General features: G+C 72.7%; 21 protein-coding genes. 11 read left to right on the top strand and 10 right to left on the bottom strand.

The window, feature by feature from the left end; genetic code table 11:
- Nucleotides 1-90: 90 nt before the first annotated feature.
- From ACIBW6_RS10585 to ACIBW6_RS10575, 3 genes are all read left to right on the top strand, one after another.
- Nucleotides 91-1,053 (top strand): zinc-binding dehydrogenase, encoded by a 963-nt coding sequence (locus ACIBW6_RS10585; protein WP_399058875.1) that lies wholly within the window; start codon nucleotides 91-93, stop codon nucleotides 1,051-1,053.
- 138 nt (nucleotides 1,054-1,191) lie between these two features.
- Nucleotides 1,192-1,401 (top strand): helix-turn-helix domain-containing protein, encoded by a 210-nt coding sequence (locus tag ACIBW6_RS10580; RefSeq protein WP_399058874.1) that lies wholly within the window; start codon nucleotides 1,192-1,194, stop codon nucleotides 1,399-1,401.
- A complete protein-coding gene (locus ACIBW6_RS10575) occupies nucleotides 1,401-1,970 on the top strand; it encodes a Clp protease N-terminal domain-containing protein (RefSeq protein ID WP_399059270.1) in 570 nt (189 codons plus the stop codon). Before ACIBW6_RS10580 ends, ACIBW6_RS10575 begins: the two co-directional genes overlap by 1 nt.
- A 61-nt stretch (nucleotides 1,971-2,031) precedes the next feature.
- Here ACIBW6_RS10575 and ACIBW6_RS10570 read toward each other — a convergent pair whose 3' ends face one another.
- Nucleotides 2,032-3,066 (bottom strand): helix-turn-helix transcriptional regulator, encoded by a 1,035-nt coding sequence (locus ACIBW6_RS10570; protein ID WP_399058873.1) that lies wholly within the window; start codon nucleotides 3,064-3,066, stop codon nucleotides 2,032-2,034.
- Nucleotide 3,067: 1 nt separating this feature from the next.
- Entirely contained in the window at nucleotides 3,068-4,054 is a 987-nt protein-coding gene (locus ACIBW6_RS10565) for a DUF4097 family beta strand repeat-containing protein (protein ID WP_399058872.1), read from the bottom strand.
- Between the two features lie 165 nt (nucleotides 4,055-4,219).
- Here ACIBW6_RS10565 and ACIBW6_RS10560 point away from each other — a divergent pair, with 165 nt between their 5' ends.
- A complete protein-coding gene (locus ACIBW6_RS10560) occupies nucleotides 4,220-5,080 on the top strand; it encodes a hypothetical protein (RefSeq protein ID WP_399058871.1) in 861 nt (286 codons plus the stop codon).
- Between the two features lie 26 nt (nucleotides 5,081-5,106).
- Here ACIBW6_RS10560 and ACIBW6_RS10555 read toward each other — a convergent pair whose 3' ends face one another.
- The 5 genes from ACIBW6_RS10555 to ACIBW6_RS10535 form a co-directional block, all read right to left on the bottom strand.
- Nucleotides 5,107-5,298 carry a DUF6104 family protein gene (locus ACIBW6_RS10555; protein ID WP_399058870.1) on the bottom strand — a complete coding sequence of 64 codons (192 nt, stop codon included), beginning with the start codon at nucleotides 5,296-5,298 and terminating at the stop codon, nucleotides 5,107-5,109.
- A gap of 141 nt (nucleotides 5,299-5,439) precedes the next feature.
- Nucleotides 5,440-9,252: a multifunctional oxoglutarate decarboxylase/oxoglutarate dehydrogenase thiamine pyrophosphate-binding subunit/dihydrolipoyllysine-residue succinyltransferase subunit gene (locus tag ACIBW6_RS10550; RefSeq protein ID WP_399058869.1), complete on the bottom strand. Its 3,813-nt coding sequence runs from the start codon at nucleotides 9,250-9,252 to the stop codon at nucleotides 5,440-5,442.
- 240 nt (nucleotides 9,253-9,492) lie between these two features.
- A complete protein-coding gene (locus ACIBW6_RS10545) occupies nucleotides 9,493-10,635 on the bottom strand; it encodes an ATP-binding protein (protein WP_399058868.1) in 1,143 nt (380 codons plus the stop codon).
- Nucleotides 10,632-11,372, bottom strand: a complete 741-nt coding sequence (locus tag ACIBW6_RS10540; RefSeq protein ID WP_399058867.1) for a response regulator transcription factor — start codon at nucleotides 11,370-11,372, stop codon at nucleotides 10,632-10,634. The genes ACIBW6_RS10545 and ACIBW6_RS10540 overlap by 4 nt, the downstream gene beginning before the upstream one ends.
- A 94-nt stretch (nucleotides 11,373-11,466) precedes the next feature.
- Nucleotides 11,467-12,153 carry a spermidine synthase gene (locus ACIBW6_RS10535; RefSeq protein ID WP_399058866.1) on the bottom strand — a complete coding sequence of 229 codons (687 nt, stop codon included), beginning with the start codon at nucleotides 12,151-12,153 and terminating at the stop codon, nucleotides 11,467-11,469.
- Between the two features lie 606 nt (nucleotides 12,154-12,759).
- Here ACIBW6_RS10535 and ACIBW6_RS10530 point away from each other — a divergent pair.
- Nucleotides 12,760-13,428, top strand: a complete 669-nt coding sequence (locus ACIBW6_RS10530) for a rhomboid-like protein (protein ID WP_399058865.1) — start codon at nucleotides 12,760-12,762, stop codon at nucleotides 13,426-13,428.
- A gap of 28 nt (nucleotides 13,429-13,456) precedes the next feature.
- On the opposite strand, the gene ACIBW6_RS10525 is transcribed toward ACIBW6_RS10530, so the two are convergent.
- A complete protein-coding gene (locus ACIBW6_RS10525; RefSeq protein ID WP_399058864.1) occupies nucleotides 13,457-14,116 on the bottom strand; it encodes a GNAT family N-acetyltransferase in 660 nt (219 codons plus the stop codon).
- A 220-nt stretch (nucleotides 14,117-14,336) separates the two neighbouring features.
- Here ACIBW6_RS10525 and lon point away from each other — a divergent pair, with 220 nt between their 5' ends.
- On the top strand, nucleotides 14,337-16,748 hold the full coding sequence (gene lon / locus ACIBW6_RS10520) for an endopeptidase La (RefSeq protein ID WP_399058863.1): 2,412 nt from the start codon (nucleotides 14,337-14,339) through the stop codon (nucleotides 16,746-16,748).
- A 209-nt stretch (nucleotides 16,749-16,957) separates the two neighbouring features.
- On the opposite strand, the gene ACIBW6_RS10515 is transcribed toward lon, so the two are convergent.
- Nucleotides 16,958-17,779 carry a lysozyme gene (locus tag ACIBW6_RS10515; RefSeq protein ID WP_399058862.1) on the bottom strand — a complete coding sequence of 274 codons (822 nt, stop codon included), beginning with the start codon at nucleotides 17,777-17,779 and terminating at the stop codon, nucleotides 16,958-16,960.
- A 283-nt stretch (nucleotides 17,780-18,062) separates the two neighbouring features.
- Between ACIBW6_RS10515 and ACIBW6_RS10510 the strand changes: the two genes are divergently transcribed.
- The gene (locus ACIBW6_RS10510; RefSeq protein ID WP_399059269.1) at nucleotides 18,063-18,563 is read left to right on the top strand and encodes a MarR family winged helix-turn-helix transcriptional regulator; all 501 of its coding nucleotides are present in this window, start codon (nucleotides 18,063-18,065) and stop codon (nucleotides 18,561-18,563) included.
- 76 nt (nucleotides 18,564-18,639) lie between these two features.
- On the opposite strand, the gene ACIBW6_RS10505 is transcribed toward ACIBW6_RS10510, so the two are convergent.
- On the bottom strand, nucleotides 18,640-19,428 hold the full coding sequence (locus ACIBW6_RS10505; protein WP_399058861.1) for a protein phosphatase 2C domain-containing protein: 789 nt from the start codon (nucleotides 19,426-19,428) through the stop codon (nucleotides 18,640-18,642).
- A 749-nt stretch (nucleotides 19,429-20,177) separates the two neighbouring features.
- Here ACIBW6_RS10505 and ACIBW6_RS10500 point away from each other — a divergent pair.
- Genes ACIBW6_RS10500 through ACIBW6_RS10485 form a run of 4 tightly spaced genes read left to right on the top strand, consistent with a single transcriptional unit; the run spans nucleotide 20,178 to nucleotide 24,727 of the window.
- Entirely contained in the window at nucleotides 20,178-23,228 is a 3,051-nt protein-coding gene (locus ACIBW6_RS10500; protein ID WP_399059268.1) for a nitrate- and nitrite sensing domain-containing protein, read from the top strand.
- Complete coding sequence (locus ACIBW6_RS10495) at nucleotides 23,225-23,716, top strand: roadblock/LC7 domain-containing protein (protein ID WP_399058860.1); 492 nt, start codon at nucleotides 23,225-23,227, stop codon at nucleotides 23,714-23,716. Before ACIBW6_RS10500 ends, ACIBW6_RS10495 begins: the two co-directional genes overlap by 4 nt.
- Nucleotides 23,713-24,117, top strand: coding sequence for a DUF742 domain-containing protein (locus tag ACIBW6_RS10490; RefSeq protein ID WP_399058859.1), 405 nt, complete (start codon nucleotides 23,713-23,715; stop codon nucleotides 24,115-24,117). The genes ACIBW6_RS10495 and ACIBW6_RS10490 overlap by 4 nt, the downstream gene beginning before the upstream one ends.
- A complete protein-coding gene (locus ACIBW6_RS10485) occupies nucleotides 24,098-24,727 on the top strand; it encodes a GTP-binding protein (protein ID WP_399058858.1) in 630 nt (209 codons plus the stop codon). The genes ACIBW6_RS10490 and ACIBW6_RS10485 overlap by 20 nt, the downstream gene beginning before the upstream one ends.
- Nucleotides 24,728-24,774 lie beyond the last annotated feature (47 nt).

Here is a 24,774-nt window from a genome sequence, read left to right as displayed (position 1 = left end):
ATAGAGCGGGTTTCGCGGGGTGCGCCAGAGGACGTGCGTCACAGGCGCGGGTGGTTCCCCGCCCCGGGCGCGGCGCCTATCGTCAAGGTCATGTTCGCCGCCTACGCCGCCCGCATCGACCGTGATCAGCCGCTGAACGGCCTGGAGACGGGGGAGCGGCCCGCCCCCGAGAACCGGCCGGGCTGGACCACCGTGAACGTCAAGGCCGCCTCCCTCAACCACCATGACCTGTGGTCCCTGCGCGGGGTCGGGCTCGGCGAGGAGGCGCTGCCCATGATCCTGGGCTGCGACGCCGCCGGGGTCGACAGCGAGGGCAACGAGGTCGTCCTGCACTCCGTCATCGGCCAGACCGGCCACGGGGTCGGCCCGCGCGAGGGCCGCTCCATCCTCACAGAGAAGTACCAGGGCACCTTCGCCGAGCAGGTCACCGTCCCCGAGTGGAACGTGCTGCCCAAGCCCAAGGAACTCTCCTTCGAAGAAGCCGCCTGCCTGCCGACGGCGTGGCTGACCGCGTACCGGATGCTCTTCACCAACGCCGGGGTCCGTCCCGGTGACTCGGTGCTAGTCCAGGGGGCGGGCGGGGGCGTCGCGACGGCCGCCATCGTGCTCGGCAAGGCGGCCGGGCTGCGCGTCTTCGCCACCAGCCGCGACGAGGCCAAGCGCAAGCGGGCCCTGGAGCTGGGCGCGGTCGAGGCCGTGGAGTCCGGTGCACGGCTGCCGCAGCGGGTGGACGCGGTGATCGAGACGGTGGGCGCCGCGACCTGGTCCCACTCCGTCAAGTCCCTCAAGCCGGGCGGCACACTGGTCATCTCCGGCGCGACCAGCGGGCCGAGCCCGCGCTCCGCCGAGCTGAACCGCATCTTCTTCCTGGAGCTGAAGGTCGTCGGCTCGACCATGGGGTCCAAGGACGAGCTGGAGGACCTGCTGTCCTTCTGCGCCGCCACCGGGGTGCGGCCCGTCATCGACGAGGCACTGCCGCTGGACCGGGCCCGGGAAGGGTTCCAGAAGATGGCCGGGGGCGACCTCTTCGGAAAGGTCGTGCTGACGGTCTGACCGGTCGGCCGCACGGCGGCGGAAGGGGGGGGCGCTTCGGCGCCCTCTTTTTTTCTGTGCGCCCTTCTGCGAGCCCTTCCGTACCCGGCATGTCAACTGAGGTTGACGACGGCGGAGGTGTCAACCTACATTGACACCATGACCGAGGCAACGGATCTCGCCGCGCAGGCGGGTGACCGCGACCCGCGTATCGGGCTGCGGTCGGTCGCCGCACTGCGGCGGCTGCTCGAACAACTGGAAGCGGTACAGGTGCGCAGCGCGCGCAACCAGGGCTGGTCGTGGCAGGAGATCGCGGCCGAACTGGGCGTCAGCCGGCAGGCCGTGCACAAGAAGTACGGGAGGCGATGATGTTCGAACGGTTCACCCAGGGCGCCCGGGACGTGGTCAAGGGCGCCGTCGGCCACGCGGAACGCGAACGTGCCCCGCGCGTCGACGAGGGCCACCTGCTCCTCGCGGTCCTCGACGCCCGCGGTACCCGCGGCTCCTTCGCCCTGGGCGCGCTCGGCGTCGACGCGGCGGAGAAGCGGGCGTCGATCGGCGCCGCGCTGCTCGCCGCGCGCCGCCGGGCCGGGCTGTCGCAGGCGGACACGGAAGCCCTCGCGGGGCTCGGCATCGACGTGGACGAGATCGTCGCCCGGGTCGAACAGACCCACGGCGTCGGCGCGCTGAGCGGGGACCGGCGGCTCGGCGGTCGGCGGCCCTTCGCCAAGGAGGCCAAGGGCGTCCTGGAATCGTCCCTGCGGATGGCGCTGGCCCACCGCGACCGCGCGATCGGCGACGAACACCTCCTCCTCGCCCTCGCCTCCCGCCCCGGCATCGCCTCCGAGACCCTCGCGGGCCACGGGGTGACGGTGCCGGCGGTGGAACGGGTGCTGTACGGGGGCGGGGGCTCCGGGAGCGCAGCGCCCGAGGCCTGAGCGGGGCGCCGCGTGACCCCAGGGGGCTCGGCTCATCCCGAGTCGGCCCCCTCGGCCCCCGTCACTTCCGCGGCGTGCGCAACGACGCCGTGATCTCGCCGGCCGCCTCCGCCAAGTGGTGACGGACCCGGTGGAGCTGGTCCGCCGAGACGCCGTGGTCGCGGGCCGTGTCACGGATGTCGTCGCGGAAGCGGTCAAGGAGGCGGTCCAGGTCGCGGGCCGGATCGCCGGTGGAGTCCTCCGCCGCCCATGCCGGGACGTACTCGGCGGGCACGGCGTCCGACGCCGGGCGGTACACCGGCTCCGCCGGGCCCGGAGCCTCCTTCGCCGGGCCGGGACCGGCGTCCTTGCCGAAGGTCTTGCCGAAGTCGCCGAACTCCTTCGCCAGCTCCGACAGCCCCTCGCGCACGCCCGTCGGCCAGTCGCCCCGCGCGAAGTGGTCCTGCACCCGGTCCTGGACGCGCTGGGCCATCCGCTGCCACTCGTCCTGCGTCTCCTTGGCCTGGCGGCGCGCCCGCTGAGCCTCCTCGCGGGCCCGGCGGCTCTCGTCCTTCGCGCGCCGCGCCTGCTCCTTCCACTCCTGCTTGGCGCGGCGCAGCTCCTCCTTCGCGGTGCGCCAGGAGTCGTTGTCGGTCAGGTCCTTGAGGTCCTTGAGGTCCTTGAGGTCCCGGAGGTCGCCCAGGTCCGGGCCCTGCCCGGGCCGGGCGCCGCGGGCCTGGGACGTGGCCGCACGCACCTCGCGGCGCAGGTCGCCCGCCGCCCCGCGCACGTCGTCCCGGATCTCGGCGGCCAGCTCGGCGACCGAGTCGCGGATCTCCAGCTCCAGGTCGGCCAGCTCGCCGCTGCGGTCGGCCAGCTCGGCCCGGCCCGCGTCGGTGATCGCGTAGACCTTCCGGCCGCCCTCGGTGGTGTGGGTGACCAGGCCCTCGGACTGCAACTTGGCCAGGCGGGGGTAGACGGTGCCGGCCGAGGGCGCGTACAGCCCGTGGAAACGCTCCTCCAGGAGTCGGATCACCTCGTAGCCGTGGCGGGGGGCCTCGTCGAGCAGCTTCAGCAGGTACAGGCGCAGACGGCCGTGGGCGAAGACGGGAGGCATGTCAGAGCACCTTCTTGTCGGCGGGACCGTCCGCGGATCCGTCGCTGGGGTCGTCGGTGGGGCTGTCGGCCGGGCCGGCGGCGGTGGGGCTGCCGGTGGGGTCGGCGGTGACGGTGGCGTTGTCGGTGGGGCCGTCGGTGGGTGCGGCGGTGTCGGGGAGGTCGTCGCCCGGATGGTCGTCCTCGCCCGACGGGCGGCGCAGCAGGGCGATCGAGCCGGAGACCGTGGTCGCCTTCAACGCCCCGGTGCCCGCGCCGAGCCGCCCGGCGATCTTGTGGGCGCCCCACTGTCCGGAGACCCGGAGCCCGTCGAAGGCGTTCGACACCGCGCCGCTCGCCGTGTTCGCCTCGACCTTCGTGTCGGCCGGGTGCGGGATGCGGATGGCGATCTCGCCCGAGACGCTCGTGAGGTTCACGTCCGTGGGCCCCGCCGGGTCCAGGTCCACGATCATCGAGCCGCTCACGGTATCCGCCTTCACGAAGGAGCCGGAGCCCTCCACGACGGTCAGGTCGCCCGAGACCGAGTTGAACCTGAGGTCGCCGGTGACCGCCTGGGCCTCCACGCTGCCGGAGACCGTGCTGGTGCGCACCGGGCCCGTGACGCCGACCAGCGTGGTGTCGCCGGTGACGCCCTTCACCTCGGTGTGTCCGTCCATCCCGGAGACGACCGCGCCCGCGCCGACCACGCCGAGCTCGACCCGCGTGCCGCTCGGCACCGCGAGCGAGACCACGGCGCTGCGGTGCCAGCCCTTGCGGTCGAGCCACTTGAGGAAGCCCTTCCAGGGCAGGTCGTCATAGGCGACGGCGAGTGTGCCGCCGTCCAGCGTGACCCGCAGGGGCGGCCCCTCTATGTGCGAGACCTCCAGGCGGGCGGAACCTTCGTCGGTGCCCACCACGTTCACCGTTCCGTTGACGATGCGTACGTGCAGGGCCGTCACCGGCTCGTCGAAGGCGAGCTTCTGCGGCTCCGCGACGGACCACTCGGGCATGGTGCGACCTCCTCCGGAGCGAACGCGCCATATCGCGTCCTCTACGGAACACGATATATCGTGGTTACGGAAAGTCAAGACTGTCTCGTCTCTCGCGCATCGCCCTTCGCGCCCACGGGCGCTCATTTGTGGTCCTAATCGGGCGAATTGCCCTAGCGTGAGGCCATGTCGTCGCCCCAGCCCGCCCAGCCCGCCCAGCCTGCCCGGCCCGGCCGGTCCGCCGGTGCGCTGCTCCTCTGCCGGGCCGAGCCCGCCGTCGTCGGCCCCGCCGCCCAGTTCCTGCACGAGCGGATGCTGCTCGTCCGGGCCGGGGACACCTGGAGCGCCCTCGTGCCGGAGGGCAGACCGTGGCTGACCACGGGGGAGAGCGGCGGCGACCCCGTCGACCGGGTCCTCGGCGGCTGGGCCGGTGCCCTCGCCGTCGGCGCTCCCTGGCCGGTGCTCGCCCTCTGGTGGGACGCCGACCGCAGCGGCTTCACGCTCGCCTCGGGCTTCCGCCGCCCGGTCGGCTACGAATGGCTGGCGAACGGCACCCCGGTCGGCGAGGACGAGGCCATGCGCACGTTCGCCGCCCGCCTCGGCCTCGACCCGGTGCTCGACATGCAGGCGCTCTCCGTCCTGACCCGTCCCGACAGCCACGCCGACGCCCGGGCCCGGCTGCGCGGCCTGCTCGCGGTCCTCACCCGCACCGGCCTCACGCTGCCCGCGGGCCTGGCGCCCGGCGCTCCCGCGGACCGGCTGCACGCGGCGGCCCGGGACCAGGACACCGTCGAGACGGTCGCGTGGCCGGGCTGGCGGGAGGCCGTCCACGCCGAACTCGACGTCGTGGAGAACACCGGGGCGGGCCCCTGGATGCGCGGCCCCAAGGGCCGCCGCCTGGCCGCGGCCCAGCTCGCGACCGGCGTCCCGCTGGCCCTGCTCGGCCTGCGCCGGCGCAGCGGCGGCTGGCTCACGGCCGGGGCCCTGCTGCTCGTGCACGGCGTACTCGGACTCGCGTACGACCGGGTGCGCGCGGCCCGCGACTGAAGGCCCCGCTGGCCCCGCAGGGCTGCCTACTCGGCGTCGTCCTCGTCGTACTCGTCGTCCAGCCGCGCCAGCCACGTGGCGAGGCGCTCCACCGGCACCTCGAAGTCCGGGTTCAGGTCGACGAACGTACGCAGCTGCTCGGCGAGCCACTCGAAGGTGACCTCCTCCTCGCCGCGCCGCTTCGCCAGCTCTTCGATGCCGCGGTCGGTGAAGTACATGGGGTGCTCCGGAGGCTTGTGGACACGCTTTCCCCCTCAGGATAAAAGAGCTGCGATGCCCCCCGGCCCGCCGGGCCCGCACGCCGAAGGGCCCGGCCCCCTGAGGGGAGCCGGGCCCTTCCGCCCTGCGGCGAAGAGGCGCTACGCCTCGAACACCTCACGCACCAGCTGCTCCTGCTCCGCCTGGTGGCGCTTGGCGGAGCCGACCGCCGGGGACGAGCCGTGCGGGCGCGAGATGCGCCGCAGCCGCTCGGCACCGGGGATGTCGGCGCCGACCGCCAGGTCCAGGTGGTCGATCAGGTTGAGCGCGATGAACGGCCAGGCACCCTGGTTCGCCGGCTCCTCCTGCGCCCACAGGTACTTCTCGGCGTTCGGGTACTTGGCGATCTCCGCCTGGAGCTCGGCACCCGGCAGCGGGTACAGGCGCTCGACGCGGATGATCGCGGTGTCGGTGTGACCGCTCTTCTTCCGCTCGGCATCGAGGTCGTAGTAGAGCTTGCCCGCGACGAAGACGACCTTGCGGACCGCGCTCGCCTCGACCGAGTCGTCGCCGATGACCGGACGGAAGCCGCCCGACGTGAACTCCTCCACCTTCGACGCGGCGGCCTTGAGGCGCAGCATCGACTTCGGGGTGAAGACCACCAGCGGCTTGTGGTGCGGGTTGTGCACCTGCCACCGCAGGAGGTGGAAGTAGTTCGACGGGAGGGTCGGCATGGCCACCGTCATGTTCTCCTGCGCGCACAGCTGCAGGAAGCGCTCGACGCGGGCCGAGGAGTGGTCCGGGCCCTGGCCCTCGTAGCCGTGCGGCAGCAGCAGCGTGACGCCGGAGGTCTGGCCCCACTTCTGCTCGGCGGCCGAGATGTACTCGTCGATGACGGTCTGCGCGCCGTTGACGAAGTCACCGAACTGCGCTTCCCACATCACGAGCGACTCGGGACGCGCCAGTGAGTAGCCGTACTCGAAGCCCATGACCGCGTACTCGGAGAGCAGCGAGTCGTAGACGTTGTAGCGGGCCTGCTCGGGCGACAGGTAGAGCAGCGGGGTGTAGTCCTCGCCGGTCTCCCGGTCGATGAGGACCGCGTGGCGCTGGCCGAAGGTGCCGCGGCGCGAGTCCTGGCCGGAGAGGCGCACCGGGGTGCCCTCCAGGAGGAGGGAGCCGACGGCGAGGGTCTCGCCCATGCCCCAGTCGATCGTCCCGTCCTCGATCATCGCGGCGCGGCGCTGGAGCTGCGGCAGCAGCCGCGGGTGCACCGTGACGTTGTCCGGGATGTTCACCTGGGACTCGGCGATGCGCTTGACGACCTCCTGGGAGATCGCCGTCTGCACGGCCACCGGGAACTCGGGCTGCGGCTCGGGCAGCTGGGCCTCGCCCGGCTGCGCGACGGCCTCGCGGACCTCGGTGAAGACCTTCTCCAGCTGGCCCTGGAAGTCCTGGAGCGCCTGCTCCGCCTCCTCCAGGGTGATGTCGCCGCGACCGATGAGGGACTCGGTGTAGAGCTTGCGCACCGAGCGCTTCTTGTCGATCAGGTCGTACATCAGCGGCTGCGTGAACGCCGGGTTGTCCGACTCGTTGTGACCGCGGCGGCGGTAGCAGATGAGGTCGATGACGACGTCCTTGTTGAACGCCTGGCGGAACTCGAACGCGAGGCGCGCGACGCGGACGACGGCCTCGGGGTCGTCACCGTTCACGTGGAAGATCGGCGCCTCGATCATGCGGGCCACGTCGGTGGCGTACATGGAGGAGCGCGAGGACTCCGGGGCGGCGGTGAAGCCGACCTGGTTGTTGATGACGATGTGGACCGTGCCGCCCGTGCGGTAGCCGCGCAGCTGCGACATGTTGAGCGTCTCGGCGACCACGCCCTGGCCCGCGAAGGCCGCGTCACCGTGGAGGGCGACGGGCAGGACGGTGAAGTCCGTGCCGCCCTTGTTGATGATGTCCTGCTTGGCGCGGACGATGCCCTCGATGACCGGGTCGACCGTCTCCAGGTGGGAGGGGTTCGCGGCCAGCGAGACGTTGATCTGCTCGCCGTCCAGGCCGGTGAAGGTGCCCTGCGCGCCCAGGTGGTACTTGACGTCGCCGGAGCCGTGCATCGACTTCGGGTCGAGGTTGCCCTCGAACTCGCGGAAGATCTGCGCGTACGACTTGCCGACGATGTTCGCGAGCACGTTCAGCCGGCCGCGGTGGGCCATGCCGATGACGACCTCGTCGAGACGGGCCTCGGCGGCGGAGTCGATGACCGCGTCGAGCAGCGGGATGACGGACTCGCCGCCCTCCAGGGAGAACCGCTTCTGGCCGACGTACTTGGTCTGCAGGAAGGTCTCGAAGGCCTCCGCCGCGTTCAGCCGGCGCAGGATGCGCAGCTGCTCCTCGCGCTCCGGCTTGGAGTGCGAGCGCTCGATGCGGTCCTGGATCCACTTGCGCTGCTTGGGGTCCTGGATGTGCATGAACTCGACGCCGGTGGTGCGGCAGTACGAGTCGCGCAGCACGCCGAGGATGTCGCGCAGCTTCATCATCGACTTGCCGGCGAAGCCGCCGACGGCGAACTCGCGCTCCAGGTCCCACAGGGTGAGGCCGTGCTCGGTGATGTCCAGGTCGGGGTGCTTGCGCTGCTTGTACTCCAGCGGGTCGGTGTCGGCCATGACGTGGCCGCGGACCCGGTAGGAGTGGATCAGCTCGAAGACCCGCGCGGCCTTGGTGACGTCGTCGTCGTGGCTGGCGTCGATGTCCTTGAACCAGCGGACCGGCTCGTAGGGGATGCGCAGGGCCTTGAAGATCTCGTCGTAGAACTCGCTCTCCCCGAGGAGGAGGTTCGCGACGATGCGCAGGAACTCGCCGGAGGCGGCGCCCTGGATGACCCGGTGGTCGTAGGTCGACGTGAGCGTCATGACCTTCGAGATGCCGAGCTTGTTCAGCGTGTCCTGGGAGGTGCCCTGGAACTCGGCCGGGTAGTCCATCGAGCCGACGCCCATGATGACCGACTGTCCGGGCATCAGGCGCGGCACGGAGTGCACGGTGCCGAGGCCGCCGGGGTTGGTCAGGGAGACCGTCACGCCGGTGAAGTCGTCCATGCCGAGCTTGCCGTCGCGGGCCCGGCGGACGATGTCCTCGTAGGCCTGCCAGAACTCGAAGAAGTTCAGCGTCTCGGCCTTCTTGATGCCCGCGACGACCAGCTGGCGGTCGCCGTTGGGCTTCACCAGGTCGATGGCGAGGCCGAAGTTGATGTGCTCCGGCTTGACCAGGGTCGGCTTGCCGTCCTTCTGCGCGAAGGAGTAGTTCATCGACGGCATGGCCTTGATGGCCTGCACCATCGCGTACCCGATGAGGTGCGTGAAGGAGATCTTCCCGCCGCGGGCGCGCTTGAGGTGGTTGTTGATGACGATGCGGTTGTCGAACAGCAGCTTCACCGGGACGGCGCGCACGGACGTGGCCGTGGGGACCTCGATGGAGGCGTTCATGTTCTTCGCGACGGCGGCGGCGGGACCGCGCAGCGTCACGAGCTCGGGGCCGGCAGGGGCCTCGGTCGTCACTTGTTCAGCCTTCTTCGGAGCGGGGGCGGCGGGGGCGGGCTTCGCGGCGGCGGGCGCCTGCTGTGCGGGCGCGGCCTTCGCGGGCGCGGCCTGCTGCGCGGGCGCCGGGGCGGCGGCCTGGGCGGGCGCGGCGGCGGGCTTCGCGGGGGCCGGGGCCGGTGCGGCGGGCGCCTGCTGCGCCGGGGCCGCGGGCTTCTCGGCCGGCGCCGCGGTCGGCGCAGCCCCCGCGGCTGCGGCACCTGGCTTGTAGTCGGCGAAGAAGTCCCACCAGGCTCGGTCGACCGAATTCGGGTCCTGGAGGTACTGCTGATAGATCTCGTCGACGAGCCACTCATTGGGACCGAAGGCGGCGGCAGGGTTTTTTCCCTGCCCGGCTTGGTCGGTCTCGGTCGAGATGCTCGAGTTATTGGGGGACTGTGGCGACACGGCGGTAACCGCCCTCTTCCGCTTCTCACAAGGTGATGGACAGCGGGAATAAAGGCTACGCCTCCATCAGCGGGACGTGCAGACCGGGCCGGTCATCCGTCGCGTAAGTCACACCGGAAGCCGGGTTTCGGGCCGGGAAATGGCGGGAAACAACCGGGGTTCCGGTACGTTCGCATCCGCGCCCGGCGTACCTGCGTACACCTGGGCGCGGCTTGACCTCCGCCTGACCGGAACCCTACGTCAACTTTGCGTTCGGGGCTCTCCCGGAAGGGTGACCTTGATCCGGCACCCGCGCTCCGATTCGGCCACGCCGATCCGGCCCCCGTGCAGGTCCACGGCCCAGCGCGCGATGGCGAGGCCGAGGCCGGTACCGCCGTCACCCTTGCCGTTGCCTCCTGTTCCCGCGTTGCCGCGGTTGAAGCGCTCGAAGACCCGGTGCCACTCCGACTGCGGGATGCCGGGGCCCTCGTCGAGCACCTCAAGGTCCAGGGACTCGGGGCCGAGGCCGCGCCGGGCCCGTACGGTGACGCGGCCGTGCGGCGGGGAGTGCTTCACCGCGTTGTCGATGAGATTCGCCACGACCTGGTGGATGCGCTCCGGGTCGGCGTGGGCGGTCAGCTCGGGCGGCGAGACGTCCAGGTGCAGGTGGACGTCGGTGCGCGTGTGGGTGCCGGAGCCGGAGGCGATGCCCGCGCGCTGGGACACCGCCATGTTCGCCTCCTTGAGCACGCCCGAGAGGTACGGCCACACCTCGAAGCGGCGGGCCTTGAGCGGCACCACGCCGTTGTCCAGGCGGGAGAGGTCGAGCAGCGTCTCGACGAGCCGGCCGAGGCGCTCCGTCTGCTTCAGCGCGGTGCGCATCGTCTCCGGGTCGGCCGCCATGACGCCGTCCACCACGTTCTCCAGGACGGCGCGCAGCCCGGCGATGGGGGTGCGCAGCTCGTGCGAGACGTTGGCGACCAGCTCCTTGCGCTGGAGGTCCTGCGCGGCCAGCTCGTCGGCCATGCGGTTGATGGTGACCGCGAGGTCGCCGAGCTCGTCGCGGCGGTCGGCGCCCCGGACGCGGCGGGTGTAGTCGCCGTTGGAGATGGAGCGCGCCACCGTGTTCATCTCGTCGAGCGGTGCGGTGAGGCTGTGCGCGACGAACTGGGTGATCAGCAGCGTCGCGATGATCGAGAACACGGTGATGAAGCGCAGCTCCGTCGCCGTGTACATCGCCACCATGAGCAGGCCCGTGGTGATGAAGACGGAGACGACGACGAGCGTGCCGAGCTTCGCCTTGATCGAGAAGGGGCGCAGGCCGCCCGTCGCCCAGTGCGGGTTGAGGGGGCGCGACCTGTGCGGCCGGGCGTACGGGGCCCGGTCCCCGGCGCCGGTGCTCATGACGGGGTCGGCGTCTCCAGCGCGTAGCCCACACCGTGCACGGTGCGGATGCGTTCGGCGCCGATCTTGCGGCGCAGTGCCTTGATGTGGCTGTCGACGGTGCGGGTGCCCGAGGCGTCCGCCCAGTCCCACACCTCGGCGAGCAGCTGCTCGCGGGAGAGGACGGCGCGCGGGGTGTTCGCCAGGCAGACCAGGAGGTCGAACTCGGTCGGCGTCAGGTGCACGTCCTCGCTGCGCACCCGGACGCGGCGCTGCGCGTGGTCGATCTCCAGCTCGCCCAGGCGCAGGATGCCGCTGCGCGGGGTCGCCGCGGCGATGGCCGCGCGCTCGACCCGGCGCAGCAGGACGTGGACCCGCGCCGCCAGCTCCCGCATGGAGAACGGCTTGGTCATGTAGTCGTCGGCGCCGACGCCGAGCCCGACCAGCATGTCCGTCTCGTCGTCGCGCGCCGTCAGCATCATGACCGGGACCGGCCGGGCCGCCTGCACGCGGCGGCAGACCTCGAGGCCGTCGAAGCCGGGCAGCATGATGTCGAGGATCAGCAGGTCGGGCTGCCATGCCTCGGCGGTGTCCACCGCCGCCGGTCCGTCCTGTGCGGTTTGCACGAGGAATCCCTCGGCCCGCAGCCGGGCGGCGATGGCGTCCACGATCGTCGGGTCGTCCTCGACGACGAGGACCCGTCGCTGGGCGCCCGGCGTCGCCGTGCTGCCGTTGTGGGAGGTGTGTGTCTGCTCCATCGCCCCGCCCCTGAATGCGCGCCGTCCTGACGCGCTTGACGCTTGAATGATCTGGGTTTCGGACGTCAGCGTACGGGGAGTTACCGCCGGTCGGCTACGCGGCCCGTACTGCGAGGTGCACCACGTCGGGTACGCCTCGGACAACGGGGATCTCTTCGGTGCGGACCGCCCGGAATCCGGCATTCCGCAAGGTTCCTTCGAAATTTGCGGAGGGCTGTGCGGACCAGACGGCCAGGACGCCGCCGGGGGTGAGGCGGGCCTGGCAGGCGGCCAGACCGGCGGGGGAGTAGAGGCTGTCGTTGTCCTCGGTGACGGTCCAGTCCGGGCCGTTGTCGATGTCGAGGCAGAGGGCGTCGTAGGTCTCGGAGGCCTCGTGCAGGTGGCGCACCAGGTCGGCCCGGACGATCTCCGTACGGGGGTCGGCGACCGCCTCGGCGGAGAGGTGGCGCAGGGGGCCGCGCAGGTGCCAGTCGATGATGGCCGCCTCGCGTTCGACGACCGTGATCCGGCCCCAGCGGGGGTCGTTGGCGGCGTGGGCCAGCGAGAACCCGACGCCGAGTCCGCCGATGAGCAGGCTCGGCCGCGGTCGGCCCTGCGGCAGCTCGGCCAGCGCGGCGTCGATCAGCAGCCGCTCCGAGCGGCCGTCGGAGGTGTCCATCAGGAAGGTGCCGTTGGCGATGATCTGCAACAGGTCGCCGTGGCGGCGCAGGACGACCTCGCCGTGGGGGCCGGAGCGGCGGTCCAGGACGGTCGGAGGTTCCGTGGGAAGGCTGTCGGGCATGGGGTCATTGTGGTGGGCCGCGCGGTCGCCCGGGGCGGAGTTCGAGGCGGACGCCGTGGGCCCCTGGGAGGTTGCTGTGAATCTGGTCACATGTGCTGCCGGGCGGGGTCCTCGGTACCGGTCGGTGCCGGTTCTGGGATAGATCTTCCGGTGCGCACCTGCGCGACGCGGAACGGGGCGAAGGGGTTGCGGCACGTGAAACCAGGCGTGACGGCCGAGCCGGAGGTGCCGGAGGTGCCGGGTTCGGGTGTGAGGGGGGCCGGCGCCGTGGTCGCGGGCGGGCTGGTGGCCGATGGTCTGCCCGTGGCTCCCGTGGCTCCCGTGGCTCCCGTGGCTCCCGTGGCTCCCGTGGCTGGTGGGCCTGTGGCGCCTGTCGCCGTGGCCGGTGTGCCCGCGGCGCCTGTGCTCGTGGCCGGTGCGCCCGCGACGCCTGTCGTCGTGGCCGGTGTGCCTGGGGCGCCTGTCGTCGCCGTGGCCGGTGCGCCCGCGGCGTTTGTGCCCGTGCCAGGTGCGCCCGCGGTGTTTGTGCCCGTGGCCCGTGGGGCCGTTGGTGGGGCGCCGGTGGGCGGGGTTCCGGCGCAGGTGGGGCCCCCGGCACTGGAGAGCGTGCCGCGGCGTCGGCCCCGGTGGGTGCGCGCGGCGGTGCGGGCGCTGCCCAGCCCGGGCGGGACGCCGTTCACCTTTGCGTACGGGGTGGTGCTCGCCGGTACCTCGTTGTTCATGGAGTGCGCCGACCCGGACACCGTCGCCGCCCTGCTCCAGGCGTCCAGCACGGATGTCGCGCATCTGGTGCGGTCGCCCGTGGTGGCGCTCGGGGCCAGCGCGCTGTGGATCGCGGGCGGGGTCACCTCGCCGCTCGTGCTCGCCTTCCTCGTGGTGCTGAGCGCGCTGGAGCGGCGGACCGGCGGCCGGACCACCGCCGCCGTCTTCCTGCTCGGGCACGTCCTGGCGACCCTGGCCACCGAGATCCCGGTGGGCCTCTCGGTGATGGCGGGCCACCTGCCCGACACCTCGCTGCACCGGCTCGACTACGGCATCAGCTTCGGCGTGGCCGCGAGCGTCGGGGCGCTGGCCGGACTGCTCACGCCCTGGCCACGGTGGCTGGTGCTCGGCGCGTTCACGGCGATGCTCGTCGCTGACCTGCTCACGTTCACCGACCCGATGACGAGCTGGGGCCACCTGCTGGCCCTGGGCGTCGGCCTCACGACCTGGCCGCTGCTGCGGCCCCTGGCCCGCGCGCCCCGCACCGCACGCCGCGGCACCCCGCCCGGGTGAGGAACCGCGGCGCAAGGACGCGGGCCGCTCAGCCCGCCGTACCGAGGTGCTTGGCGTTGGTCAGCGGGGCCACGATGTGCCAGCCCACCGCCTCGTAGAGGAGGCGGCCCTCGGGGGTGCAGGCGAGGACGGCGCGGGTGGCGCCCTGGGCGGCGGCCGCCGCGTGCAGGGTGGTCATGACGACCCGGCCGAGCCCCTTGCGGCGGTGGTGCTCGGACGTCTCGATCTGGTCGACGACCGCGCTCGCGCCGGTCGGCGCGGTCTGCCCGGCGGCGGCGAACGCCCCGTCCGCGTCGGTGACCAGGACCCGGACCACGCCCCAGCGGCTCCAGCTGTGCAGCCGGTACCCCGCGGGGACGGCGGCGGGCTCGGCGGTGGGCGTCAGGGCCGTCGCCATGAGGAAGTCGCCCGAGCCGTACGGCTCCCACTCCGGGCCGAGCCAGGGCAGGACGCGCTCGGGCTCGGCGAACACCTTGAGGTGGGTGTCGCGGGCCCGGGTCGCCCCGGCCACCTTGCGGACGTCCTCCTCGCGCACCCCGTCACCCGTCGCGCCGAGGACGTGCCTGCCCGGCTGCTGCGGCCGGCCCACGACGACCGTGTAGCCCCACGGCTCCACCAGCGGCGGCGCGGCCCCGCGCGAGAGGACCCAGCCGTCGACCCACTCGCGTACGAGATCCTCGCCCGCCATGTGCCCCACCCCAACCTGTCCGTGCCGGTCCGCCGCTGCCGCTCCGTCGGTTCCGGCCATGTGATGCCATGTAATGGCCGCTATCGGTCTGCGTACCTTACGTGGGTGCGATTCCGGCGGGACAGAGGTGATCGCTCAGAGCGAACGCATGACGGGGAACATTCGGAGGCACCCAAGCATTGAGTCGACATAGCTCAACTTGACTGCCGAAGGGGAGATCATGGCTTCGACGTCCACATCGCTCACCCTGCCTGTGCTGCCGCTCGACGACGAGGTCGTGCTGCCCGGCATGGTGGTGCCCCTGGACCTGAACGACACGGACGTACGCGCCGCCGTGGAGGCCGCCCAGGCCGCCGCGCGCTCCGACGGCGACAGCAAGCCGAAGGTGCTGCTTGTTCCGCGCATCGACGGCACGTACGCGAACACCGGGGTGCTCGGCACCGTCGAGCAGGTGGGACGCCTCGCCGACGGCGACCCCGGCGCCCTGATCCGCGGCCGCGGCCGCGTGCGGATCGGCGCGGGCACCACCGGACCCGGCGCCGCCCTGTGGGTGGAGGGCCTGACCGTCGAGGAGGAGGTGCCCGAGCCGCTGCCCGGCGCCGTCACCGAGCTGGTCAAGGAGTACAAGGCGCTCGCCACGAACTGGCTGAAGAAGCGCGGCGCCTGGCAGGTCGTGGACCGCGTCCAGCAGATTGACGACGTCTCCGTCCTCGCCGACAACTCCGGCTACTCGCCCTTCCTCACCACCGACCAGAAGATCGAACTCCTGGAGACCGCCGACCCGGTCGCCCGCCTCAAGCTCGCCACCGAGCAGCTGCGCGAGCACCTCGCCGAGCAGGACGTCGCCGAGTCCATCGCCAAGGACGTCCAGGAAGGCGTCGACAAGCAGCAGCGCGAGTTCCTGCTGCGGCGCCAGCTCGACGCGGTCCGCAAGGAGCTGCGCGAGATCAACGGGGAGGCCGAGGGGGAGGAGTCCGACGACTACCGCGCCCGCGTCGAGGCCGCCGACCTGCCCGAGAAGGTCCGCGAGGCCGCCCTCAAGGAGGTCGAGAAGCTGGAGCGCTCCAGCGACCAGTCCCCCGAGGGCTCCTGGATCCGCACCTGGCTCGACACCGTGCTCGAACTGCCGTGGACCGAGCGGACCGAGGACGCCTACGACATCAAGGGCGCCCAGGAGATCCTCGACGCCGAGCACGCGGGCCTTGAGGACGTGAAGGAGCGCATCACCGAGTACCTGGCCGTGCGCAAGCGGCGCGGCGACCGCGGGCTCGGCGTCGTCGGCGGCCGCCGCGGCGGCGCGGTGCTCGCCCTCGTCGGCCCGCCCGGCGTCGGCAAGACCTCGCTCGGCGAGTCCGTCGCCCACGCGATGGGCCGCAAGTTCGTCCGCGTCGCCCTCGGCGGCGTCCGCGACGAGGCGGAGATCCGCGGCCACCGCCGTACGTACGTGGGGGCGCTGCCGGGCCGCATCGTGCGGGCGATCAAGGAGGCCGGGTCGATGAACCCGGTGGTCCTGCTCGACGAGATCGACAAGGTCGGCTCCGACTTCCGCGGCGACCCCGCCGCGGCCCTGCTCGAAGTCCTCGACCCGGCGCAGAACCACACCTTCCGCGACCACTACCTGGAGGTCGAACTCGACCTGAGCGACGTCGTCTTCCTGGCGACGGCGAACGTCCTGGAGGCCATCCCCGAGGCGCTGCTCGACCGCATGGAACTGGTGCGGCTCGACGGGTACACCGAGGACGAGAAGGTCGTCATCGCCCGCGACCACCTGCTCCCGCGCCAGCTGGAGCGGGCCGGTCTGGAGAAGGACGAGGTCACACTCGACGAGAGCGCGCTGCGCAAGCTCGCCGGCGAGTACACGCGGGAGGCCGGCGTCCGCAACCTGGAGCGGTCCGTCGCCCGGCTGCTGCGCAAGGTCGCGGCCCAGCACGAACTGGGCGACCGGGAGCTGCCGTTCACGGTGACCGACGCCGAGCTGCGCTCCCTCATCGGACGGCCGCACCACGTGCCCGAGTCGGCGCAGGACCCGGCCGAGCGGCGCACGGCGGTGCCGGGTGTCGCGACCGGGCTCGCGGTGACCGGCGCGGGCGGTGACGTGCTCTTCGTCGAAGCCTCGCTGGCCGACCCGGAGACGGGCGCGGCCGGACTGACCCTCACCGGTCAGCTCGGTGACGTGATGAAGGAGAGCGCGCAGATCGCCCTGTCGTTCCTGCGCTCCCACGGGGCCGAACTGGAGCTGCCCGTCGCCGATCTGAAGGAGCGCGGCGTGCACATCCACTTCCCCGCGGGCGCGGTGCCCAAGGACGGGCCGAGCGCGGGTGTCACCATGACGACCGCTCTCGCCTCGCTGCTCAGCGGGCGCCTGGTCCGTACGGACGTGGCGATGACCGGTGAGGTGTCGCTGACCGGCCGGGTGCTGCCCATCGGCGGCGTGAAGCAGAAGCTGCTCGCCGCGCACCGGGCGGGGATCACCACGGTGATCATCCCGAAGCGGAACGAGGCGGATCTGGACGATGTGCCCGCCGAGGTGCTGGAGAAGCTGGACGTGCACCCGGTGACAGATGTGCGGCAGGTGCTTGAGCTGGCCCTCGCGCCGGCTTCGGCGGGGCTGGAGGTTCCGGTCGCGGCGTGACGGGTGCGGCCGGATGGTGAAGGCCCGGGCTCCCCTGGGGGCCCGGGCCTTCGCGTGCGGTGCGGGGCTTCAGCGTGGTGCGCTTGTGCTGACGCGGGGTTGTGCGTGCCGTCGCGGGGCTCTGCCCCGGCCCCCGGTCCTCAATCGCCGGACGGGCTTGATTTGTGCTCCGGGCCGGCTTGATCTGCGCGCCGGGCGGGCTGGATGTGTCAGCCGTTCGCCAGGGCCTGGACGCGGTCGAGCGCGCCGTTGAACTTGTTGTGGTCGCCGACCGTCGGGCCGCTCGACGTGTACTGCCAGATCGTCTGGAAGCCCCAGCCCGCGGGCAGCGTGCCGACGGTCGAGGCGTAGCGGGCGATCCACAGCGGGTTCGTGGCGCCGAACGCCGCGGAGTTGCCCGTGCACTGGGTCCACCAGCTGGTCGCCGTGTAGATCACGGCGTCGCGGCCGGTGCGCGCCTTGTACTGGTTCACGAAGTCGCGGATCCACGTGACCATCCCGGCGGCCGTCTTGCCGTAGCACGCGGCGCCGTACGGGTTCCACTCGATGTCGAGCACGCCCGGCAGCGTCCGGCCGTCCTTGGACCAGCCGCCTCCGTGGTCCACGAAGTAGTTCGCCTGCGTCGCGCCGTTCGTGGTGTCCGGGGTCGCGAAGTGGTACGCGCCGCGGATCATGCCCACGTTGTACGAACCGTTGTACTGCTGGGCGAAGTACGGGTTCGTGTAGTACGTGCCCTCGGTGGCCTTGGCGTAGGCCCACTTCACGCCGCTGTTCCAGAGGGTCGACCAGGCGACGTTGCCCTGGTGGCTGCTGACGTCGACGCCCTCCGTCTGGGCGGCGCGGCCGACCGGGCCCTGGCCGGTGTCGCCGTCGTGCGCGGCGACCCCCATGCCCAGGTGGGCCGTGCCGCGGGCGGGCACGTCGGCGGCCTGCGCGGTGCCCGGCAGGGCGAACAGGAGGGAGAGGGCGGCGAACAGGGCGCCTGCGACGACGCCTCTGCGCTGGGTGGAACCGGGTCTGTGCACGGGCATGGCATGCCTCCATGAAGGCCGTGGGGGACCAGCGCGGCGCTGATCGGGGACCTGTGCTGGGTGTGCGACCTGTCGACATGCCCGGCCGGCCGCGACACGGGCCGTACTGGTATGGACATGCCATGCATGACGCTACGCAGGTAGACCCGGGGGAGGGAAGAGGGGCCGGATGGTGCCGTTGGTCTACTCCTGCGAAATACTGACGGAGCTGCGGTGATGGCGGCGGTTGGCGAAAACTTTCAGAACTGGGAAACCCGGGGAAACTCTGGCCATGGGTGCTGACGTGCACGAAGACGGGAACGGCGGGCGGCGGAGCGCCGAACGTGACACGAAGTCCGGGTCCGCGCCGACTGGTGTGGACCACGAATTCCTGGCCCTGGAGCGGGAGTTGACGGTCTTCCTGCGGCGGGCCCGGGCCTCGTCCGGGGAGATGGCCCGGGAGGTCCACCCGGACCTGGAGCCGGCCGCGTACGGGCTTCTCGTGCGCCTGGAGGAGTGCGGGGCGCAGCGGGCCACCGAGCTCGCCGCGTACATCGGGGTGGGCAAGGCGACGATGAGCCGGCAGTTGCGGGCCCTGGAGGAGCTCGGGTTCGTCGCCCGGGAGCCCGATCCGGCCGATGGGCGGGCCTGGCTCATCTCCCTCACGGAGCGGGGGCGGGTGGATTTCGGGCAGGTTCGGGAGGCTCGGCGCATGCGGTATGTGCGGCAGCTGGCCGGGTGGGATCGGGTGGAGGTGGCTGAACTGGCGCGGCTGTTGCGGCAGTTGAATGCCGGGGCGGAGTAGCGCGGGCGGGCCCGGCGTGCCGTCGCGGGGCTCCGCCCCGGACCCCGCTCCTCAAGCGCCGGAGGGGTTGGATTCGTCATAGCTCCGCGTAGAGCAGCGTCGCGTCGTCGTGGGTCTTGCTGCGGCCCAGGTACGTGCGTGCTTCGGCGTCCGCTCGTTCCAGGGTCCGGACGCGGGCCACCACCGACTCCGCTCCCTCCTTGCGGACGAGGGCGAACAGGTCGGCCCAGTCCCCCTGGTGGAACCGCTCCACCCAGCGCGTCACCCCGTCGGTCAGCGCGGCGAGTGCCCTGGCCCGGTCGCGGGGGAGCGTCCCGACGACCGCGCGGGCGGCCACCGCCGGATCCGCGGCCGCCGTGAAGAAGCCGCCCTCCTTGTTGCGTACCGTCGCGTCGGCCACCTCGTCCGAGACCAGGGACCCGCGCGGGACCCGGCTCAGGCGGTCGTCGAGCAGCGCCGAGACCGAGCCGTCGGGGGCCTCGACGAGCAGCGCCGAGTCGGACAGCACCAGATGCTCGACCCGGTCCGCGTCCCAGCGCGCCAGGACGACGGTCGCCTGCGGCGTGCGCGGGTGAGAAAGGTCACAGGTCGCGCGGTGGGCGTCGGCGGTGCGGGTGATCGCCGTCGCGAGGATGTCACGCAACGTCATATCCCGCCGCGAACCGGACAGTTCGGCGAGGGCGCCGCCCAGCCGGGCCGTGAACCAGGGGACGGAATGCAGACAGCCGTCATCGGTGGCCGGCGGCGTGACACCGTCCAGGACGACGAGTGATCCGCCCTGTCCGCAGGCCGGAACCGCGACCGACGCGTAGTCCTCGTTCGCGCGGTCCCGGGTGCCGGGCTCGGTGGTCAGTTCGATGCGCATTCGGCCAGTCTGCACGAGGTCCGCGTGGCGCCGGGCGGTCGGTGCGGGTCGGCCGGTACCGGCAGGTGGGCCGCCTGTTTTGGGGCGGAATGATCAACTCCGATGGAACGTGGCGGGGCATCTTGCCAAAGCCTGCGAAGGACGTCCAACCGGCCCGCCGTGGGCGTGCCGTGCCGGTGCCCGGGGAACTTGCTCCCCAACTCCCGCTCGATGTTCACTCCTTCGGGTGGCGGGCAAGGTGATGTGCGCCCCCTGCTCACCGGCACTGGAATGGTCAGGAGCCATGCCAGAGGGGCGCGTGGGTTGACGGTCCGTCACCTGCGGCCAAGGGTAGGACGAGTCAGGAATGCGAGCACCAGGTGCGGAACACCTCCGGCGGTAACGAGGCCAGTGGGACGGGTGGGCCGGATGGTGCGGATCGTGCGGGTGGTTCTGGTGGCTTGGAATCGGCGCTGAAGTCGTCGGGTTCGAAGTCGTCGGGCTCGGCGGCCCCGCGCGCGAAGAGCACGGAGAGCGCGGGCCCCTCGGGGGTCCGCCCCAATGGCAGCGCCACCGCCGCCGGTAGCGCGCCGCAGTCAGGCCCCGGCTCCGGCCCGCCGGCGAGCACCGCGCAGTCCGGCCCCGGCTCGTCGGCAGGCCCCGCCCAGCCCGGGCCCGGCCCGCTCGGGAGCCCCGCCGGAGTCACCCCCGTACCGACCCCCGCCGGCAGCGTCCCCCCGCCCCCCGTCGGCAAGGGCAAGCGGGCCCGGGTGCGCAACCGGCTGATCATCGCCGTCGCCGTCGTGGCCGCCGCCGTGCTCGGCGCGGGCGCGCCCGTGCTCTTGGCCGCATCCGAGCGGGTCAGCGAGGCGCAGGGGCTCGTCGACGACGCCGGGCAGACCCAGCTGGCCCTCGCCCTGTCGCACGCCCTGGCCGACGAACGCGACGAGGTCAGCGCCTACATCGCCGCCGGACGCCCCAAGGGCGAGGGACTCAGCGAGGCCCGCAGCGCCCGCGTCGACCGGCAGGTGGACGAGGTGCGGGCCGACGCCACCGGCTCGCTGCGGCGCACCGTCGACGACATCGCCGCCGTCCGGCGCGCCGCCCTCACCGGCAAGGGTTCCGCCCTGGAGGCGCACACCGCGTACTCGGGGGCCATCACCGAACTGCACCGCCTCGCCGAGCGGCTGGCCGACGCGATGCCGCCCCGCGCGGGGTCCGGCGCGCACGCCCTCGCCGACCTCGACCGCGCCGTCGACCAGGCCTCCGCCGCCCGTGGCCTGCTGCTCGCCGCGTTCGCCGTGCCCCGGTCGACGACGACCGTCATCGACCCCGTCACCGGGCTGCCCAAGACCGTCGTCGACCAGGACTCCGCGGGCAGCGGGCAGCGGGACGAACTCAGCGCCGCCGCCCAGCAGGCCCGCGTCCGCGAACAGGCCGCCCTGGACGACTTCCGCGACTCCGCCCCGGCCGCCTCCGTCTCCGCGTACGACTCCACCGTCACCGGGCCCGACGTCACGAAGGCCGACAAGTACCTGGCCCGGCTCGCCGACGCGCCGACCCTGAGCGACGACGAGCTGGACTACGACACCAAGAGCGTCGACGCCGCGCTGACCGCCCGCATCGACGCCATGCGCGGCGCCGAGTCCGCCCTCGGCGACCAGCGCGTCAAGAGCCTGGAGCGGCTGCGCGACGACGACGTCGACGGGCTCGAACTGCGGATCGCGCTGGTCGGGATCTGCCTCCTCGCCGCGGTCGGCGTCGCCATGGGCACCGCCCGCTCGCTGACCAGGCCGCTCGCCGTGCTCCGCCTCGGCTCCGCGCGGGTCGCCGCCGACCCGGCCGGTGAGGAACCCGTCAAGTTCACCGGGCGCAACGACGAGTTCGCCCAGGTCGTCCGCTCCGTCAACGCGCTGCACGCGCACGCCGCCGCCCTCCAGGAGCGGCAGGGCACCCTGGAGTCGGACCGCAAGCACCTCGTCGGCGAGCGTCAGCGGATGGCCGACGACCGCGACGCGCTCCGCGCCGAGCTGGCCGACGCCGCCACGCAGCTCAAGCGGGTCCGGCACGCCATCGACAGCACGTTCGTCAACCTCGCGCTGCGCACGCTCGGCCTCGTCGAGCGCCAGCTCGGCATCATCGAGGGCCTGGAGGACCGCGAGCAGGACCCCGAGCGGCTCGCCACGCTCTTCAAGCTGGACCACTTCGCCACCGTCATGCGGCGCCACAGCGAGAACCTGCTGGTCCTCGCGGGCGCCGACCACGGCCAGCAGCACGCCGGTTCCGTGCCGCTCGTCGACGTCCTGCGCGCCGCCGTCTCGGAGATCGAGCGTTACGAGCGGGTCCGGATCGCCGCGCTGCCGCCGCACGCCCACATCGCCGGGTTCGCCGCCGACGACCTCAGCCACCTGGTCGCCGAACTCCTGGAGAACGCCACGTCGTTCTCGCCGCCCGACGCCGCCGTCGAGGTCTCTGCCTGGCTCCTGGAGAACGGCGAGGTCATGCTCTCCGTCCAGGACGAGGGCATCGGCATGGCCGACGACCGGATGCGGGAGCTGAACGGCCGGCTCTCCTCCTTCTCCGCCGAGCAGGCCCATGACGCGCAGGACGCGGAGGGGCTGGGGCTCGGCCTGTACGTCGTCGCGCGGCTCGCGGCGCGGCACGGGGTGCGGGTCCGGCTGCGCGAGCAGAAGCAGGGCGGCATCGCGGCCGTCGTCGTCCTGCCCACCGCGCTGCTCGCCGCCGTGCCCGCCGTCGCGGCGCCGCCGCCCGTGCCGACGCCCGGCGGGGCGCCCGCCGTGCATCTGCCGGGTTCCGAGGCAGAGGCCAACTCGAACGTGCTGGACGGCCGCGCCTCAGACCACGCCCCGCTGCGCCCCGAGGCCCCCACGCCGGGCCCGGCGGCCGGTGACCCGCTCATCGAGGCCGCCGAACACGCGGTCCGCGCGGCCGAGGCCGACCCGGACACCCCGCTCGCTCCCGCCCCGGCGGCACAGCCCGCGCCGGCCGCGCAGCCCGCGCAGCCCGCCCCGGCGGCACAGTCCACGCCGGACGCGCCCACCCGCACCGGCGAGCCGGACCCCGCCCCCGCGCCGGACCCCGCGCCCGCCTTCACGCCCGAACCCGGCCCTGCCACGACGCCGGAGCCCGCCGCGACACCGGACACAGCGCCCACCCGCGCCACCGAGCCGACCCCCGCGCCGGACCCCGCCGCGACGCCGGACACAGCGCCCACCCGCGCCACCGAGCCGACCCCCGCGCCGGACCCCGCCCCCGCGTTCGCGACCACCCCGGAAGCGGACCCGGCCCCCCGCCGCGCCCCGGAGTCCGAGTCCGAGACCACGATGGAACTCGTCGCCCCGGTCCCGCCGAAGGACCCCGACCCCGACGACACGGGCACCACCACCGGCACGGGTATCGGCACCGACACAGGCACCACCACCGGCACGGGCACCGGCACAGGCCCGCACCACCACCCCGCCGAACCCGAGGCGGAGCCCACCGCGGCCCCGCTGCCCCCCGCCGCCGACGTCCCCGCGCAGCGCGCGCCGAGCGCACCGCAGTGGGAGCGTGTCACCGACAAGGGGCTGCCTAAGCGCACCCCGAAGGTGTCCGCGCCCGCCGCCGCCCCCAAGCCGCGCACCGGTGCCGTCGACGCGGACGCGCTGCGCCGCAGGCTCGGCGGCTTCCACAGCGGCGCCCAGCAGGGCCGGCGCGACGTCGAGGCGGAGATCGGGGGCCGGACGGCCACGACCCGGGCCGGCACCCAGGAACGTATCGGAGAAGCCAAGGGGGACTCAGCCGAGGAGGCAAGCAGTTGACTGCGCCCACCCCTGCACTCAACAACCGCGCGCTCAGCAGCGAGGCACGCAATCTGCACTGGTTGCTGACCAATCTCGTAGAGGAGGTGCCAGGGCTCCTCTCCGTCGCGGTGGTCTCGTCCGACGGGCTGCTCCTGCTCTCCTCCGACCCCGGGAGGAACACCGAGAGCCCGGTCGACCGCAGCGGCGGACCCAAGGGGTCCAGTGCCGACCTGGCCACCATCGTCTCCGGCGTCGGCAGCCTCACCATCGGCGCCGCGAAGCTGATGGACGGCGGCGGTGTCAAGCAGACCATGGTCGCGATGGAAGAGGGCAGTCTCTTCGTCATGTCCATCAGCGACGGTTCCCTGCTCGGCGTGCACGCCACCCCGGACTGCGACATGAGCGTCGTCGCGTACCACATGGCGCTCTTCGTCGGCCGGGCCGGGCACGTCCTGACGCCCGAACTCCGCAGCGAACTGCGCCAGTCGATGGAGAACACCCGGTGACCAGTCCCAAACTCCCGGTACGCGGCGGCGACCGCAGAGCCGCCCGCGTCCGCCCCTACTCCCTGACCGGCGGCCGCACCCGCTTCGGGCACGTCCTGCTCGTCGAGACGTTCATCGCGAGCACGGCCGCCATCGAGGCGCCCGACGAGCGCCTCGAAATAGGGAAGGGAACGCTCGCGGGTGTCATGCCGGAGATGCGTGCCATCGTCGAGCTCTGCCGCCGCATGCGCACGGTCGCCGAGATCGCCGCACTGCTGAAGATGCCCCTGGGCGTGGTCCGCGTCCTGCTGAGCGACCTCGCCGACCAGGGAAAGATCCGCGTGTACGGAACCGGCCACGGCCCCGGCCAGCCGGACCGCGCGCTCCTGGAAAGGGTGCTGAGTGGACTCCGCCGTCTCTGACCTCCTCGCCGGACTGCCCGGCGAGGAGGAGCAGCTGCAGCCCTGGCAGACGGACCGGACCCGGGCCCCCGTCGCCACGAAGATCGTGGTGGCCGGCGGCTTCGGCGTGGGCAAGACGACCCTGGTCACCGCCGTCTCGGAGATCCAGCCCCTCCAGACGGAGGCGCTGATGACCCAGGCGAGTGAGGAGACCGACGACCTCACCGCGACGCCGGAGAAGACGACCACGACGGTCGCCATGGACTTCGGCCGCATCACGCTCGACGACGACCTGGTCCTGTACCTGTTCGGCACGCCGGGCCAGCAGCGGTTCTGGTTCATGTGGGACGACCTGGTGCGCGGCGCGATCGGCGCCGTCGTCCTCGCCGACACCCGCCGGCTGCCCGACTGCTTCCCGGCGCTCGACTACTTCGAGAGCTGCGGACTGCCGTACGTCGTGGCCGTCAACCACTTCGACGGATCGGAGAAGTTCGAGGCGGCCGACGTGCGCGAGGCCCTGACGGTCCCGCCGCACGTGCCGGTACTGGTCATGGACGCGCGCCGCCGGATATCGGCGATCGAGACGCTGCTCGCCCTGGTCGGCCACGCCCTGGACGTCACCCCCGAATAACTCCCTTTCCGTACGCCCCCGTTCAGTCATCAGTTAGAGGCAACCGT

This window comes from Streptomyces sp. NPDC049813 (assembly GCF_044465085.1).
Classification (GTDB): domain Bacteria; phylum Actinomycetota; class Actinomycetes; order Streptomycetales; family Streptomycetaceae; genus Streptomyces.
Note: the sequence above shows the minus strand (reverse complement) of the source record. Positions and strands in the feature narration are given on the sequence as shown.